Annotated in this window: 14 protein-coding genes, 1 other RNA gene and 2 pseudogenes; 8 read left to right on the top strand and 9 right to left on the bottom strand. The window is 40.5% G+C overall.

The window, feature by feature from the left end; translation table 11 throughout:
- Nucleotides 1-98: 98 nt before the first annotated feature.
- On the bottom strand, nt 99-1,619 hold the full coding sequence (locus tag ABR335_RS05065) for an IS5-like element ISBco3 family transposase (protein WP_350346630.1): 1,521 nt from the start codon (nt 1,617-1,619) through the stop codon (nt 99-101).
- Between the two features lie 91 nt (nt 1,620-1,710).
- Between ABR335_RS05065 and ABR335_RS05060 the strand changes: the two are divergent.
- Nucleotides 1,711-1,890: pseudogene (locus ABR335_RS05060) on the top strand (hypothetical protein); the annotation flags it as partial.
- A 229-nt stretch (nt 1,891-2,119) separates the two neighbouring features.
- On the opposite strand, the gene ABR335_RS05055 reads toward ABR335_RS05060, so the two are convergent.
- Together ABR335_RS05055 and ABR335_RS05050 are read right to left on the bottom strand one after the other, a co-directional pair.
- The gene (locus ABR335_RS05055; protein ID WP_225620988.1) at nt 2,120-2,638 is read right to left on the bottom strand and encodes a DUF6431 domain-containing protein; all 519 of its coding nucleotides are present in this window, start codon (nt 2,636-2,638) and stop codon (nt 2,120-2,122) included.
- Nucleotides 2,639-2,840: 202 nt separating this feature from the next.
- Nucleotides 2,841-2,969, bottom strand: coding sequence for a fumarylacetoacetate hydrolase family protein (locus tag ABR335_RS05050; protein ID WP_225620997.1), 129 nt, complete (start codon nt 2,967-2,969; stop codon nt 2,841-2,843).
- A 338-nt stretch (nt 2,970-3,307) separates the two neighbouring features.
- Between ABR335_RS05050 and ABR335_RS05045 the strand changes: the two are divergent.
- Both ABR335_RS05045 and ABR335_RS05040 read left to right on the top strand, forming a co-directional pair.
- Nucleotides 3,308-4,825, top strand: a pseudogene (locus ABR335_RS05045) (IS1182 family transposase); the annotation flags it as partial.
- A gap of 542 nt (nt 4,826-5,367) precedes the next feature.
- The gene (locus ABR335_RS05040; RefSeq protein WP_014097488.1) at nt 5,368-6,567 is read left to right on the top strand and encodes a S53 family peptidase; all 1,200 of its coding nucleotides are present in this window, start codon (nt 5,368-5,370) and stop codon (nt 6,565-6,567) included.
- 90 nt (nt 6,568-6,657) lie between these two features.
- Here ABR335_RS05040 and ABR335_RS05035 read toward each other — a convergent pair whose 3' ends face one another.
- The 5 genes from ABR335_RS05035 to ABR335_RS05015 all read right to left on the bottom strand — a co-directional run bounded on the left by ABR335_RS05035 (nt 6,658) and on the right by ABR335_RS05015 (nt 10,312).
- Nucleotides 6,658-6,879, bottom strand: coding sequence for a YdbC family protein (locus tag ABR335_RS05035; protein ID WP_014097487.1), 222 nt, complete (start codon nt 6,877-6,879; stop codon nt 6,658-6,660).
- 110 nt (nt 6,880-6,989) lie between these two features.
- Nucleotides 6,990-8,597 (bottom strand): IS1182 family transposase, encoded by a 1,608-nt coding sequence (locus ABR335_RS05030; RefSeq protein WP_434063188.1) that lies wholly within the window; start codon nt 8,595-8,597, stop codon nt 6,990-6,992.
- A 132-nt stretch (nt 8,598-8,729) separates the two neighbouring features.
- The gene (locus ABR335_RS05025) at nt 8,730-9,098 is read right to left on the bottom strand and encodes a hypothetical protein (protein ID WP_230090472.1); all 369 of its coding nucleotides are present in this window, start codon (nt 9,096-9,098) and stop codon (nt 8,730-8,732) included.
- Between the two features lie 155 nt (nt 9,099-9,253).
- Nucleotides 9,254-9,616: a transfer-messenger RNA gene (ssrA, locus tag ABR335_RS05020) on the bottom strand.
- Between the two features lie 345 nt (nt 9,617-9,961).
- Nucleotides 9,962-10,312 carry a hypothetical protein gene (locus ABR335_RS05015; protein ID WP_014097486.1) on the bottom strand — a complete coding sequence of 117 codons (351 nt, stop codon included), beginning with the start codon at nt 10,310-10,312 and terminating at the stop codon, nt 9,962-9,964.
- Nucleotides 10,313-10,791: 479 nt separating this feature from the next.
- On the opposite strand from ABR335_RS05015, the gene ABR335_RS05010 reads away from it, so the two are divergent.
- The 5 genes from ABR335_RS05010 to ABR335_RS04990 all read left to right on the top strand — a co-directional run bounded on the left by ABR335_RS05010 (nt 10,792) and on the right by ABR335_RS04990 (nt 13,263).
- Nucleotides 10,792-11,103 carry a hypothetical protein gene (locus ABR335_RS05010; RefSeq protein ID WP_035191206.1) on the top strand — a complete coding sequence of 104 codons (312 nt, stop codon included), beginning with the start codon at nt 10,792-10,794 and terminating at the stop codon, nt 11,101-11,103.
- The gene (locus ABR335_RS05005) at nt 11,094-11,318 is read left to right on the top strand and encodes a hypothetical protein (protein ID WP_017550734.1); all 225 of its coding nucleotides are present in this window, start codon (nt 11,094-11,096) and stop codon (nt 11,316-11,318) included. The genes ABR335_RS05010 and ABR335_RS05005 overlap by 10 nt, the downstream gene beginning before the upstream one ends.
- Before the next feature lie 68 nt (nt 11,319-11,386).
- Nucleotides 11,387-11,914 (top strand): hypothetical protein, encoded by a 528-nt coding sequence (locus tag ABR335_RS05000; RefSeq protein ID WP_017550735.1) that lies wholly within the window; start codon nt 11,387-11,389, stop codon nt 11,912-11,914.
- Between the two features lie 211 nt (nt 11,915-12,125).
- A complete protein-coding gene (locus ABR335_RS04995) occupies nt 12,126-13,043 on the top strand; it encodes an Rpn family recombination-promoting nuclease/putative transposase (RefSeq protein ID WP_350346629.1) in 918 nt (305 codons plus the stop codon).
- Between the two features lies 1 nt (nt 13,044).
- Nucleotides 13,045-13,263: a hypothetical protein gene (locus ABR335_RS04990; RefSeq protein WP_035190577.1), complete on the top strand. Its 219-nt coding sequence runs from the start codon at nt 13,045-13,047 to the stop codon at nt 13,261-13,263.
- Here the strand turns inward: ABR335_RS04990 and smpB are convergent.
- Nucleotides 13,244-13,708, bottom strand: coding sequence for an SsrA-binding protein SmpB (gene smpB, locus ABR335_RS04985; RefSeq protein WP_017551314.1), 465 nt, complete (start codon nt 13,706-13,708; stop codon nt 13,244-13,246). The genes ABR335_RS04990 and smpB overlap by 20 nt on opposite strands.
- Between the last annotated feature and the right edge of the window lie 32 nt (nt 13,709-13,740).

Here is a 13,740-nt window from a genome sequence, read left to right as displayed (position 1 = left end):
GAAAATGATATTTTAATCGCTGAGCAGAGAATGAACCTAAGTTTTCCAAGCGATTTAAAACAATTTTATTTAGGGTTTGCTGAACGAATGAGATTCTGTCAGATACAAGCCAAATTACGGTTAAAAAAATATAAAATAGTGTTGTGTAAAAATTTCAAAAAAAGAACCCTGAGCTTCCGCTCCAGATTCATTATAAGGAATTGAAGGGCTACTACTGTTTCACTGGTCTCCTGAAGGCGTGCTCGAATAAGGCCTAGCCCATACTTGCGCTTGCCTTCGCCAAATTTGCTTTCAACGGCATTACGTTCAGAGGCATCCTGCCTTGCCACGCGTTCTAAGGTTTTGTCTTCCGTTTTGGATGGGCGTCCCAACCTTGGCCCACTCAGACGAATGCCAAGAGATTTGCAGTATGCCAGGTTGTGACGGTTTCGGTAGATTTTATCTGCTAAAATCGCTTCTGGATAAAATCCGAACCGGTTGTAGTAGTTCTCAATAGATTCTCTAAGGGTGATCCCTTCATTGTAATTTTCCCAGTCGAGTTGCTCAATCAAGGCATAGCCATCTACAACGCTAATGGCGACTTTTGAGCCGAATTCCACGTTCGCTTTTGCCTTGCCACGCACAATTGGACGGACATGCGGCTGGGAAATACTCACAATCCGGTGGTCAATCCGATATGTTTTCTTTTTGTACATTTCTGCCTGTTGGCGGTAAAGTTCATGAATCACGAGGAGTTGTCGGTATTCATCTTTGCTCAAAAGAGACAGGGAGCTTTGGGAAATGAGATTTCCAATGATCTCCAGATTCCGTTTCACATATCCAAGTTGTTTGCCGACAGCTTTCCGGATTTTCCGGGCTCCAGCTTTGCGTTGCTTAGCGACAGAAAGATAGTCCCTGCGGGCTCTTTTTCTGTAGGTCCTTGGCTTTCGTAATTTTCCTTTGTGCGGTTCATGCAGTACATCAATGATATGCTCCAGTTTCTCACGGGCTTCGTTCAAAAGCCCCAGGTCAGTAGGGTAAGCAATATCAGCCGGTGCACAGGTTGCGTCCAGAATGAGCTTTCCTTTGTTCTTCGTTTTAGGAGAAGCCGATCCAGTTGAATTCTCTTCCGAAGCAGGACCGGAAGGTTGATGATCACCACTACTATGATCGTCATCATCATGGTGATCATCATCGTTGTCATTTTCCTTAGATGCTTCTTCCGATTGGCGTTCTTGTTCTTCCAGAACAATCCATTCATTCAGTTCATTGATGATGTTTGCACCCAAACGTTTTCTAAAACGAGTCATCAGAGAATGATCGAATGGGGCTTTTTCCTGGAATTCAGGCAACCCAATAAAATACTGAAGATACGGGTTTTCCGTGATCTGTTCGACTGTTTCCCGGTCAGATAGCCCAAGCCGTTCTTTGATATAGAGAGCCCCAAGAGCAACTCTGACAGAATAAGCCTTTTCACCTTTGAATTTTTTCTTGAAGGACTTGGCATACTTTTCTTCAGCCTTCCACCAAGGGATTAATTCAGCAAGACGGACCCAGCGATTTTCTTTATTTAATTTTCCACCGAATGGTAGAAAAAAATCTTCTACAAAAGTTAATTGATGTTCGGTCTTTTTGTACATCGTAACGGCCTCCAAGTGCAAGGTTTTTTACGTGTTCCCTATGAAATCCTTGCACTTTATATTCGACAAAAGTGGCCAAAATCCTTGTCAAATCTGGAATTTTTGTTTATTCAGCAAACCCTATTTAGAGGTGGGTTATGGTTTTATTAAAGGTCAAAGTGCTAATGCGATAAATAGGATATTAGGGCCGGGGGCTGTAGCAGATTTCAGATTAAGAGAAGGGATTTTTGAATTCGCCGCGAATTTAGATGTACTTTATGATGAAAACCATCTGTGAAAATTTGCTCAGTTACTCCTGAATACCTGATTCTTGTCGGACAAAGTGAATTATGGGACCGCCTGCGCCTGGCCCGTATTTACCGATTGGCCCAAATTCCGGCATCCAATCCATCCGCCAATAATGAAGAAATGAGTTAAAACCTTTGGGCTGCCATTTCATCTGCTTTCTTGTGATCCATTCATGATAGACTCCTTTCCTATTTATCTACCATGAGTGTAAATCAACCCCCGCCGGACAAGAATGCAGAACGGGTATGTACCCATAAATAAAAATTTACAACGGGTCGGACAACACGCGCCAGCCATCCGGAGGCATTGCCCACCAATCGCCCTAATCTTTGGAGTGCGGTCCCCGAAGTTTCGGGCAAAACTTTCAGGTCGTCCCCATCTTGTTTGGTCTGATGTTTAATGGAAACAAGGCAATGGATCCAGTATTCTACATAAAAATAAAACCAGTCTATCCAACGATAAAGTGTTGATTCATCTGCCGGAATATCATGATTGGAACGATTAGTCAAAACCGTTTCAATACATTCCGATTTATATCTTTTATAAGGCACCAGAAATTCTGGAAGTTCGTGATGAATCTTTCCGCATTGTTCACATTGTAAACGTCTGATATTATAAATATGCTTCTTTCCAGATCTATCAATGGCTTTTCGATCTCTTGTCCCAATAACCTTCATATGTTTACCACAACAAGGGGAAGGTACTTTTTCCGCACCCCTAACCAAAAACACCAAGTTGAGTATTTTCAATTAGCTTATAATCTGATACAATAACCATAATCGTTATTTTTGGTGGGACATTCCCCGTATAGCTGATGGTACAGTTATACATCATGGGGGATGTCCTTTTCCTTTCTCAAGAATAAATACGAGGACATTATACTCGTCAAATTCCGGACAGGCAATACCGTCAACTTTCGGTTATTTTTGGATGTCAGAAACATCTTCTTCCGTTCTTGCCTATTACAACTGCAATTTCAACTTCATAATCGAGCTTATTAGACTCACATGGGATAGTCATTGGATGCAAATGGCCTGTTTGAGACTTTGCTAATCTATGAATGACAGCCGTGGTTTGCTAAAAAAGTAATCGAGTAGGTCGGCTAATCATTATTTGATTAGCCGACCTCTCACACCACTTATCCAGACTTCTGGATAACCCCGCCGTGCGTACGGTTCGGTACATGGAGTCCAAAGTTTACGATGGTATAGACAGATAATAATCCAGAAATTCTCTGCTTTTTCATCAACGCAGTGTCCTTTAGATCTTTCGGGACCACTGAAAAAGTCAATCTGAAAATTCAAAATAATTATATGTACAATAAATTGAAAAAAAATACCCCCAGTATTTGGTATAATAAAGTTATACTACAAACCAAAACCAAACTGGGGGTATCTATCATGCTTAAAGAAAAAGATAATCAATTAAGCATCTATTCCATATTATACGATAAAATTCCTGAAAATCATACACTTAAATTATTAAGAGATGAAGTGGATTTTAGTTTTATCAATAAAATGCTTGAAAAAACTTACTGTAAAGAATATGGAAGGCCAGCAAAAGAGCCCGAACTTATGGTTAAAATCTTGGTGTTACAAAAACTCTATGACTTATCTGATGAGAAAGTTATAGAAAATTGCTCATTAAACCTTGCATATATGTATTTTTTAGGAATCAATCCGGAAGACGACCTCCCTCACCCAAGTCTTTTGGCAAAATTTCGTAAAAGTAGATTAGAAGGCAATCTCACTATAGATGAAATTATTATTGAAATCATAAACCAATGCATTGAAAAAGGAATTTTACAAAAGGTTTCTGGTATAACGATTGATTCCACTCATACAGAAGCCAACACCAAAAAATATAGACCGGAACGAGTCATGAAACAATTAGCGAAAAAAATCTTTAAAACCGTTAAAGAAGAAAACGGAGAAATACCAAGTGAAATCAACCAAGAAATCCCTGATTATAAAGAAATAGAAAACCATGATGAAGCTAGAAAAACAATGAAGTCCTATCTTGAAGAAACGGTATCAAAGGTAGAAGAACTAGTTGAACTGGAGAAAGCACCTGAAACAAAAGCACTCGTTAATAATGCGAAAGAAATTTTAGCAGACCCGAAGTTTATGGAGCAAAAAGGGGTACGATCGATTGTCGACCAAGAAGCGAGAATAGGGTATAAAAGCAAAAATGATCCTTTCTTTGGTTATAAAACGGAATTTATGATGACAACAGAAGATCGAATGATTACAGCTGTTCATACTGGTAATGGAGCTTATGTGGATGGAACGAAGTTTGATGAATTATTAGAGTTAACCAAGAAAACGAGAATAAAAATACCAGAAGTATATGGTGATAAAGCCTATTTTAAAAAGCCAATCTTAGACAAAATCTCTGAACTTAAAGCAAAGGCATACATCCCTGTAAGTGAAGCTGCATATCGCATAGACGAAGAAAGATTCAGTTATAACAAAGATTCTGACGAGTGGTTCTGTAGTCAAGGAAACAAAACAATCAAAAAGAAACACTATATAAGAAAATGTGGAAAAGAAACGTATAATTACTATTTTGACAGAGAACAATGTAGAAATTGCCCAATGCGAGAAGTTTGCATAACCGGAAAAACAGTCGGAAAAGTATTAGGGATCGGAATCAACACCCCAGAATTTTATGAGTATAGTCAACAACAGAAATCGGAGGGATTTAAAGAGAAGTATAAAAAAAGAGCATGCCAAGAAGGGAAAAATGGCGAAATGAAGAATTTCCACGGGTTAGATCGTGCCAAATGGTACGGTCTAAAAAGCATGGGCTTACAAGCCAAGCTAACAGCCTTGGCAGTAAATTTAAAGAGGATAGCCGCCATACTATCCTCTAAAAAGGCGAATTATAGCCAAACATTTGTCATTTTTACTAATTTCTATGGTAAAGAGTACCATTTACAGAAAATTTCTTACACTACACAGCAAATTTTACATAAAAAAATGGCTTTTTTCAGTGGTCACGATCTTTCTATAAGACACTTCTCTGTTTTTTTCTTCACCCATTTGTTCTTTAAGTAAGCATGGTGTTAACCATAATATATTGATAAAATACGCTTCAATTCCTTGCCGGCAGATTTTAAAAGTTCAATAGCTGTAAGCATTAGGATTCGGTATAGATTTTTACAGATTCGTTGAATGGGAAAAAAGCGCTATCATCAGGCTAATAGACTAGTTACATTTTACTATTTTTTATTTTTTATGTAAATTCACAATATTTCGTCAATAATTTTATATTTCGCATGCTAAGATTGATTTTACTATTGATGTTGAAACAAGAAAAAAACCGCCGCAACAGGATACGTGGTATTCCCCGCAATCTATGATTCTTCCATCCTTCAACAAAAATAGCAGGTTCAAGCAAGGAGGTGAGGATTTTTTTCTTTTTTGCTGCCATTCTTACAAAATCAGGAGGGATCAAGTTGAAAAAACTGGTAAAAAAACTGGAAATTTGCTTTATTGCCGCATCGATTACGCTATTTGCGGGAACAGCTGCCACAGCCACGACTGCCAGTGCAAAAACAATAGCAGCAGCCGATAGGGTAAAAGGCTGGGTTGCACATCATCCGCTTCATTACAAACACAACTCAAACGGGATTCATCCAAATGCTGTCTCAACTGTTTACTCACCAGCACAAATCAAAAAGGCTTACGGCATTGATCAATTAAGCAAGACAGGTGCCGGCCAGACCATCGCGCTGATCGAAGCGTATGGCAGCCCGACCATTACCAGCGACCTCAACACGTTCGACCAGCAGTTCGGACTTCCAAGCGCCAACATTGAAGTCGCTTATCCAGGCGGCAAACCTAAAAAAGACGAGGGTTGGGCGCTCGAAATAGCCCTTGATGTTGAATGGGCACACGCGCTTGCCCCGAGTGCAAAAATTATGGTAGTTGCTGCTAAATCCGCTTCAATCACTAATTTACTGGCAGCAGAAGATTACGCAACAAGTCATGGAGCAACCGTTGTCTCTAACAGCTGGGGAGGGTCAGAATTTTCAACCGAATCTTCCTATAACAGTCATTTTAATCATACCGGCATTACTTACCTCGCTTCTTCCGGAGATAACGGGAGTGGCAGTTCGTGGCCTGCATCCTCACCGAATGTTGTTGCGGTGGGCGGCACAACTTTAAATTTGACCAGCGCTGGCCAGTACGGTAGTGAATCTGCATGGTCAGGTTCTGGAGGGGCTACCAGCACTTACGAAAGCCGGCCTTCCTATCAATCCGGTTGGACAAGTATCGTCGGCGCAAAACGCGGTATCCCGGATGTATCTTTTGATGCGGATCCGAACACAGGTGTCTATGTCTACTCCAGCACAAAAGACAATGGCCAATCCGGCTGGTTCCAAGTTGGCGGAACAAGCTTTAGTGCACCTGCCTGGGGAGCGCTCATCGCACTGGCAAATGAAGGACGCACGCAATCCTTATCAAGTGCACAAGTCCTTAGCACTGTTTATAATACCGCCGGCACAACCGGAAGCAGCGGCTATACTGCGAATTACCATGATATTCAAACCGGAAGCAACGGTTATGCCGCAGCAGCCGGTTATGATCTCGTCACCGGCATCGGTAGCCCGATTGCAGATAAAATTGTGCCAGCACTTTCATTAACAAAATAAAAATCCTGAGGCTGTCCCGAAAGCAGGATCGGGACAGCCGTACTGAAAAGAAGCCGCCCAAATGACGTTTCAGACTTTTAAGAGCATCCTTTATAATTCCATCTGATTCAGTAAGTCCTTCAGCGCCTTCAGTTCATCCGTATTCAGCGTAATCCCTTTCCCCATTTTCTCATGTTCCGGCGCCCAGTCACGCAGATCAAATTTCGGCGCCTTTCCGTTCCAGCTGACTAAGTTCAGTTCTTTTGTCCATCCTTTTGGAGATTCAGAAATTGTTCCGATTGTTTCTTTGATTTCATATTTAAAATCTGCCATGTCAATGACCACCTTTTCCCATCATAAAAATTTGGAACCTTACTTTAATAGTGCAGGATTCCGGTCTGGAAATCAATACGGTTCTCATCACATTTTTATGTTCAAAAGTATTAATAGTGACCACTGAAAAAAGCCATTTTTTTATGTAAAATTTGCTGTGTAGTGTAAGAAATTTTCTGTAAATGGTACTCTTTACCATAGAAATTAGTAAAAATGACAAATGTTTGGCTATAATTCGCCTTTTTAGAGGATAGTATGGCGGCTATCCTCTTTAAATTTACTGCCAAGGCTGTTAGCTTGGCTTGTAAGCCCATGCTTTTTAGACCGTACCATTTGGCACGATCTAACCCGTGGAAATTCTTCATTTCGCCATTTTTCCCTTCTTGGCATGCTCTTTTTTTATACTTCTCTTTAAATCCCTCCGATTTCTGTTGTTGACTATACTCATAAAATTCTGGGGTGTTGATTCCGATCCCTAATACTTTTCCGACTGTTTTTCCGGTTATGCAAACTTCTCGCATTGGGCAATTTCTACATTGTTCTCTGTCAAAATAGTAATTATACGTTTCTTTTCCACATTTTCTTATATAGTGTTTCTTTTTGATTGTTTTGTTTCCTTGACTACAGAACCACTCGTCAGAATCTTTGTTATAACTGAATCTTTCTTCGTCTATGCGATATGCAGCTTCACTTACAGGGATGTATGCCTTTGCTTTAAGTTCAGAGATTTTGTCTAAGATTGGCTTTTTAAAATAGGCTTTATCACCATATACTTCTGGTATTTTTATTCTCGTTTTCTTGGTTAACTCTAATAATTCATCAAACTTCGTTCCATCCACATAAGCTCCATTACCAGTATGAACAGCTGTAATCATTCGATCTTCTGTTGTCATCATAAATTCCGTTTTATAACCAAAGAAAGGATCATTTTTGCTTTTATACCCTATTCTCGCTTCTTGGTCGACAATCGATCGTACCCCTTTTTGCTCCATAAACTTCGGGTCTGCTAAAATTTCTTTCGCATTATTAACGAGTGCTTTTGTTTCAGGTGCTTTCTCCAGTTCAACTAGTTCTTCTACCTTTGATACCGTTTCTTCAAGATAGGACTTCATTGTTTTTCTAGCTTCATCATGGTTTTCTATTTCTTTATAATCAGGGATTTCTTGGTTGATTTCACTTGGTATTTCTCCGTTTTCTTCTTTAACGGTTTTAAAGATTTTTTTCGCTAATTGTTTCATGACTCGTTCCGGTCTATATTTTTTGGTGTTGGCTTCTGTATGAGTGGAATCAATCGTTATACCAGAAACCTTTTGTAAAATTCCTTTTTCAATGCATTGGTTTATGATTTCAATAATAATTTCATCTATAGTGAGATTGCCTTCTAATCTACTTTTACGAAATTTTGCCAAAAGACTTGGGTGAGGGAGGTCGTCTTCCGGATTGATTCCTAAAAAATACATATATGCAAGGTTTAATGAGCAATTTTCTATAACTTTCTCATCAGATAAGTCATAGAGTTTTTGTAACACCAAGATTTTAACCATAAGTTCGGGCTCTTTTGCTGGCCTTCCATATTCTTTACAGTAAGTTTTTTCAAGCATTTTATTGATAAAACTAAAATCCACTTCATCTCTTAATAATTTAAGTGTATGATTTTCAGGAATTTTATCGTATAATATGGAATAGATGCTTAATTGATTATCTTTTTCTTTAAGCATGATAGATACCCCCAGTTTGGTTTTGGTTTGTAGTATAACTTTATTATACCAAATACTGGGGGTATTTTTTTTCAATTTATTGTACATATAATTATTTTGAATTTTCAGATTGACTTTTTCAGTGGTCCCGTATTAATATTGACTTTCAATCCTGCTGACTTGGCTGCCTGGCTGTTTTAACTGCATTGCCGAGCGTTGGGCAATTGTCGGATTTTTCAGCTCCTCGCTTTTGACAAGGTTTCCGGCTAAAAATACCATCGAATAGATTTTTCCGCTTCCCTGTGTATCCCAAATAACTTTGGCACGCCGTTCCGTTCCAATGGCTTTAATGGTGGAGAGAAGCGCTTTTTTCATGCCGTAATACTGGTGGATAGACCGCCATGATTTTTGCTTCCCCTGTAAAGATGCTTGAGATTCGATGAAAACAAATAAAGCGAGAGAAAGAAAAAATTCCTCGATAATATAAGGATATTGGCACTGGCTAAAATCAGTGGACCTCACGTGATAGAGACATTGCCATTCGGAATGCAAAATTAATGCAAAAAGTTTGCCGAAACGTCTGTTTCCTTCCCCATTCTCCACAAAAACAAAAAAGCCCGCAAACCCAGTCATATCAAGGGTTCACGGACTTTTTATCCCGTTCTTTATTTTTCTTAAAATGGAGACGGTGGGAGTCGAACCCACGTCCAGAAATATCGCCACTCAAGCGTCTACGAGCGTAGCCGATATATTCGCATTTCGCGCAGCCATCTGCCTATCGGCGGGCGTCCGGTGCGCTAGCCTGATTGGTCTCTTCCTTCGTCCCCAGGCGGAGGACAGCCGGCGTATCCCACTGAAGTTGAGACCCTTACCCTACCACGTGGGCGATGGAGGGAGGATCCGCTTAGCGCTTATTAGGCAGCTAAAGCGAGTTTAGTGTTAGATTTGCCAGTTATTTTTAGGCGTTGCGTTGTTACGGGGACGACCCCCCGGCTCGCAACTTGAGCTCGATCTATCCCTGTCGAATCCGTAACGTCCCCGATATAAAAGGGCGCTTCAGATTTTACTTATTACTGGTCTTGCATATCCTATTATAACATGAATTCCGCAAGATGCAATTGATCAATTTTCCCGTACGTGTAAAGTTTTTCTAGTTTTCAAATGAGCTGAATAAGAGATGAAGATTTGTTACGTCATGATCCATTGCAATCTTATATCCCACACCTTTTCTTTCGTTGTCGGTAATCCGCTAGTTAAAAATTCATTCTCGGAGGCTTTTTCAGAAGGTCTTTCTCAATCATTAAAAATCTCGATCGTACGGAAAGAATGGTAGCGGGTCAACAGGCGCACATAAAAACATCCGGCAAATGCGGAGTGCATGTCCTTTAATCTCTCAGCATATTCAAAATATGATTAATTTTAGTATCATGCCTGCCGGTTTTTCCACTTAGAAATTCGATATCGCCTTTTACGCCTTTCAGTTCATTTGAAACAACAGTAAAAACTTTTTTGTGCTCTTCCAGTTTATCATTTGTAAATTTAAAATTGCTTCGTAATTCTAACGTAAGATTGTCAACTTTGGTTTCGATGCGTTCCTGGCCTGCTTTTAAGCCGGAGACATCACTTTCCAATCGATCCTGGCCTGCTTTTAAGCTGGAGACGTCGTTCTTTAAACCGGAGACATCACTTTTTAAATCCTTTAGTTCACTAAGAATTTGCTTCAAAATTTCATCCATCGTCTTTCCCCCTTTGTTGCGGATAGGATAAGTATAACATAGAGGCTATTTTCTTTACTATACCCTATATTTACACTTCACTGATCTATCTTTCGTGTCTTTGGCAAGCGGGATGATTATTTTCTTAAAAAGGAAGAAGCCAAGTGGCAACCAACCTGGCCGTTATGGTCCTGTAGCTTAATTCCGCCGTTTGACGAGGATTAAACCGCTGATGCCACCAATGAAGGGAAATATCATTAAGAGCGGAAAAAACTGTGTTGGTAACCCCTTATCTTTTTGATCGGTTTCATTTCCAATTCTGTTGCGCTTTTATCATATCGTTCACAGCATTTTTACCGTCCTAGTAGTTGATCCACTGTACCTATTAGAATATTATGAAAATGATTTCCTGTCATGACAATTTAGAAAAAATACTGTGCGAGTTTTCCTGACAGTATGATACAGCAGAAAATACATACAATACCTCATAGGTGAAAATAATGAATGAAAGAAAACTGTATAAGTCCCCCCTTTCTGCCCTGCTGTGGTCGGCTGCCTTTCCGGGCTTCGGGCAGCTTTACAACGGTGATTATTTTATCGGATTTCTGCTCATGCTTTGTACGGCAGTCATCAATTTCGGGTCGAACTTGAATATGTCGGTTTACGTTGCGTTCAAAGGAAATTTTGGCATGGCCAGCGAACGATTCCATCCCGAGTGGGGGATTTTTTTCCTGCCGTTTACTGCTTCTCCCTGTGGCAAGCCTTTAACCAGTCGGTATCCATTAACCGGAGATTGGCATCATTGGGGGTAAAAAAGCCAAAAAAAGCAACACATTTAACCGGTTTCTTTTTCGGCATGTTGGCGGGTTTCCACTTTGGCCTCTTCTGGCACTTCTCTTTTTTCAGGTTGCTCGGATGTTTGCGTGTTCTCGATTTGCCAGTGATTAATGGGCTGGTGATCGGCTCTATTTGTGCTGCCTTAGGCCACTGGATTGAGTCTCTTTGTGATAAACACGATAAAAAGTAGATCCTTTAGCGTTTCGTACATACTCAACAAGAAACAAAAAAGAAATTGAAATAAAGGAAGTATGCTTTTTGGAAAAGCCAACAAATTATAAGTCCCCGGTTGCGGCACTCTTGTGGTCTTTTGCATTGCCTGGATTTGGTCAATTTTATAACGGTGACTATTTGCTCGGTTTTCTTTTTATGGCTTTGGAATTGACCATTAACCATCAGTCCCGTTTGAATTTGGCCATTATTTATGCATTCCAAGAGAACTTTGAAAATGGGCATCATGTGATTAATTATGAATGGGGCATGTTTTATCCATCCGTACTCTGTTTTTGTCTTTGGCAAGCTTTTAACCGCGCAAAAGAAATCAATTGGCATTTAGAACAGAAAGGGGTTTCACCTCCAAAAAACAAAGTCAGTCTCACAGGAGTTCTATTTGGACAAGTAATAGGAATGAATTTTGGCTTTTATTGGCACCATTTTTTCTTTTACGAAAAATTCCGTATGCTGCGCTTTCTTGATATTCCGGTTATGAACGCATTCGTTTTTGGGCTTATTTTTGCTTTATGGGTTATGGAATCGAAAAAATTTTTCGTTCGTCGAAAAAAGTAAAGTTCAATTAAAAGACTTGCAAGCAGTGGCACTTTCTTGATTCCGGTAACGGTAAAAAAAGCTCGTCCTGCAGGGTAGTCTGAAGTTTTTAAAGCAGGGAGGCAAACAATGCAAAAGCCGGTTTTGTTTATAAAAAAAGATAAGCCGGTATTGAAAAACGAACGTTTGTCCTTTATAATAAAACTGAAAAATAAGAAAAGGAGTGCTGCCATTGGAACTGGTAATGGAAAAACATGCCGGTTATCACGTGCATGATCGTTTTTTTAAGGAGCTGATCCAAAACTTTTTTCAGGAGTTTATGGAGGCGTTTTTCCCGGATCTTTCAGCGGATCTCGACTACCGCCGGGTGCGGTTTTTGTCGCAGGAACAGTTTACGGACTTTCCGGGCGGTGAGCAAAAACGGGTTGATATCCTTGCCGAAACGAAGGTAAAAGGGAAAGACACGGTGATTCTCATCCATGTAGAGCCGCAGTCGTATTACGAGAAATCTTTTCCTGAACGCATGTTTCGTTATTACATGATGATCAGTCTGCGGCACCGGAAACCGGTATTGCCGATTGCCGTGTTCAGTTATGAGGAGAAAACAGAAACCCCTGATACGTACACCTTTGCGTTCCACAACATTGAAATTCTTCGTTTTCACTATTTATCCATTCATCTGATGAAACAAAATTGGAGAAATTATATCCGGAGCAACAACCCTGTTGCCGCGGCATTATTAAGCAAAATGGGGTATACAGAAAAAGAACGGGTGCAGGTCAAACTGGAGTTTCTGCGGATGCTGGCCCGGATGGAACTCGACCCTGCAAAAATGAGGCTGTTACACGGTTTCTTTGATTATTATTTAAAATTGAACGAAAAAGAGGAGGCGGAAGTAATGGAAAACATTAAAATGCTGGATCCGGACGAAGCAGAGCAAGTATTAAAGCTGCCGAATTCTTACTTTGACCGCGGGTATAAGAAGGGGAAAGAGGAAGGAAGAGAAGAAGAGAGAAAAGAATTGCTGCAAACGATTCCAATTGCCATCAAAATGTTGCTGGCGGGTATGGATCTTCAATTAATTGTAGAAAAAACCGGTCTGAGCCAGACGGAAGTGGAAAAAATAAAACAGCAACTGGAGAATTTATAAGATGGAAGTCAGGCTCCCTGGTGAGGATGGAAAAGAAGTTGTCTTAGACTTGCCAAATGCAACAGTTGGAACAATGGCAAGGCAAAAGCCGTTAGACCCCTCTTTCCCTCAATTGAAAAAGCCATTTCTTAAGGGAAGCGCGCAATCTTCAATCCGGCGCTTTCCCTTTTTTTCGCTCAAAGAGCCGTCATCCTGTTTTTCTAGTGCTGGCGTGCTTTAAAGGCACGTTCAATCTCGCGGGCGGCTTCTTTCTTCTTCAGGGATTCACGCTTGTCATAATTCTTTTTCCCGCGGGCGACGCCGAGCAGCACTTTTGCATACCCATTTTTAATATAGATTTTGAGTGGGATTAAAGCATAACCCTTTTCTTTTGTCACACCGGCCAGCCGGTCAATTTCTTTCTTGTGCAGCAAAATTTTCCGCGGGCGAAGCGGGTCATGATTGTACCGGTTCCCCTGCTCATACGGGCTAATGTGCATCCCGTAGACAAAGACTTCCCCTTTTTCCACACGGGCAAACGAGTCGCGCAAATTTACGCGGCCGGCCCGGATCGATTTGATTTCTGTCCCCTGCAGGACAATGCCTGCTTCATATGTTTCTTCGATAAAATAATCGTGGCTTGCTTTCTTATTTTGCGCCAGCACTTTCCCTTCGCCTTTTGGCATTTCGTTTCCCCTCCGGTGAAGGTTCCCGGAAA

The sequence above is a fragment of the Heyndrickxia faecalis genome (assembly GCF_040267745.1).
Classification (GTDB): Bacteria; Bacillota; Bacilli; order Bacillales; family Bacillaceae_C; genus Weizmannia; species Weizmannia faecalis.
Note: the sequence above shows the minus strand (reverse complement) of the source record. Positions and strands in the feature narration are given on the sequence as shown.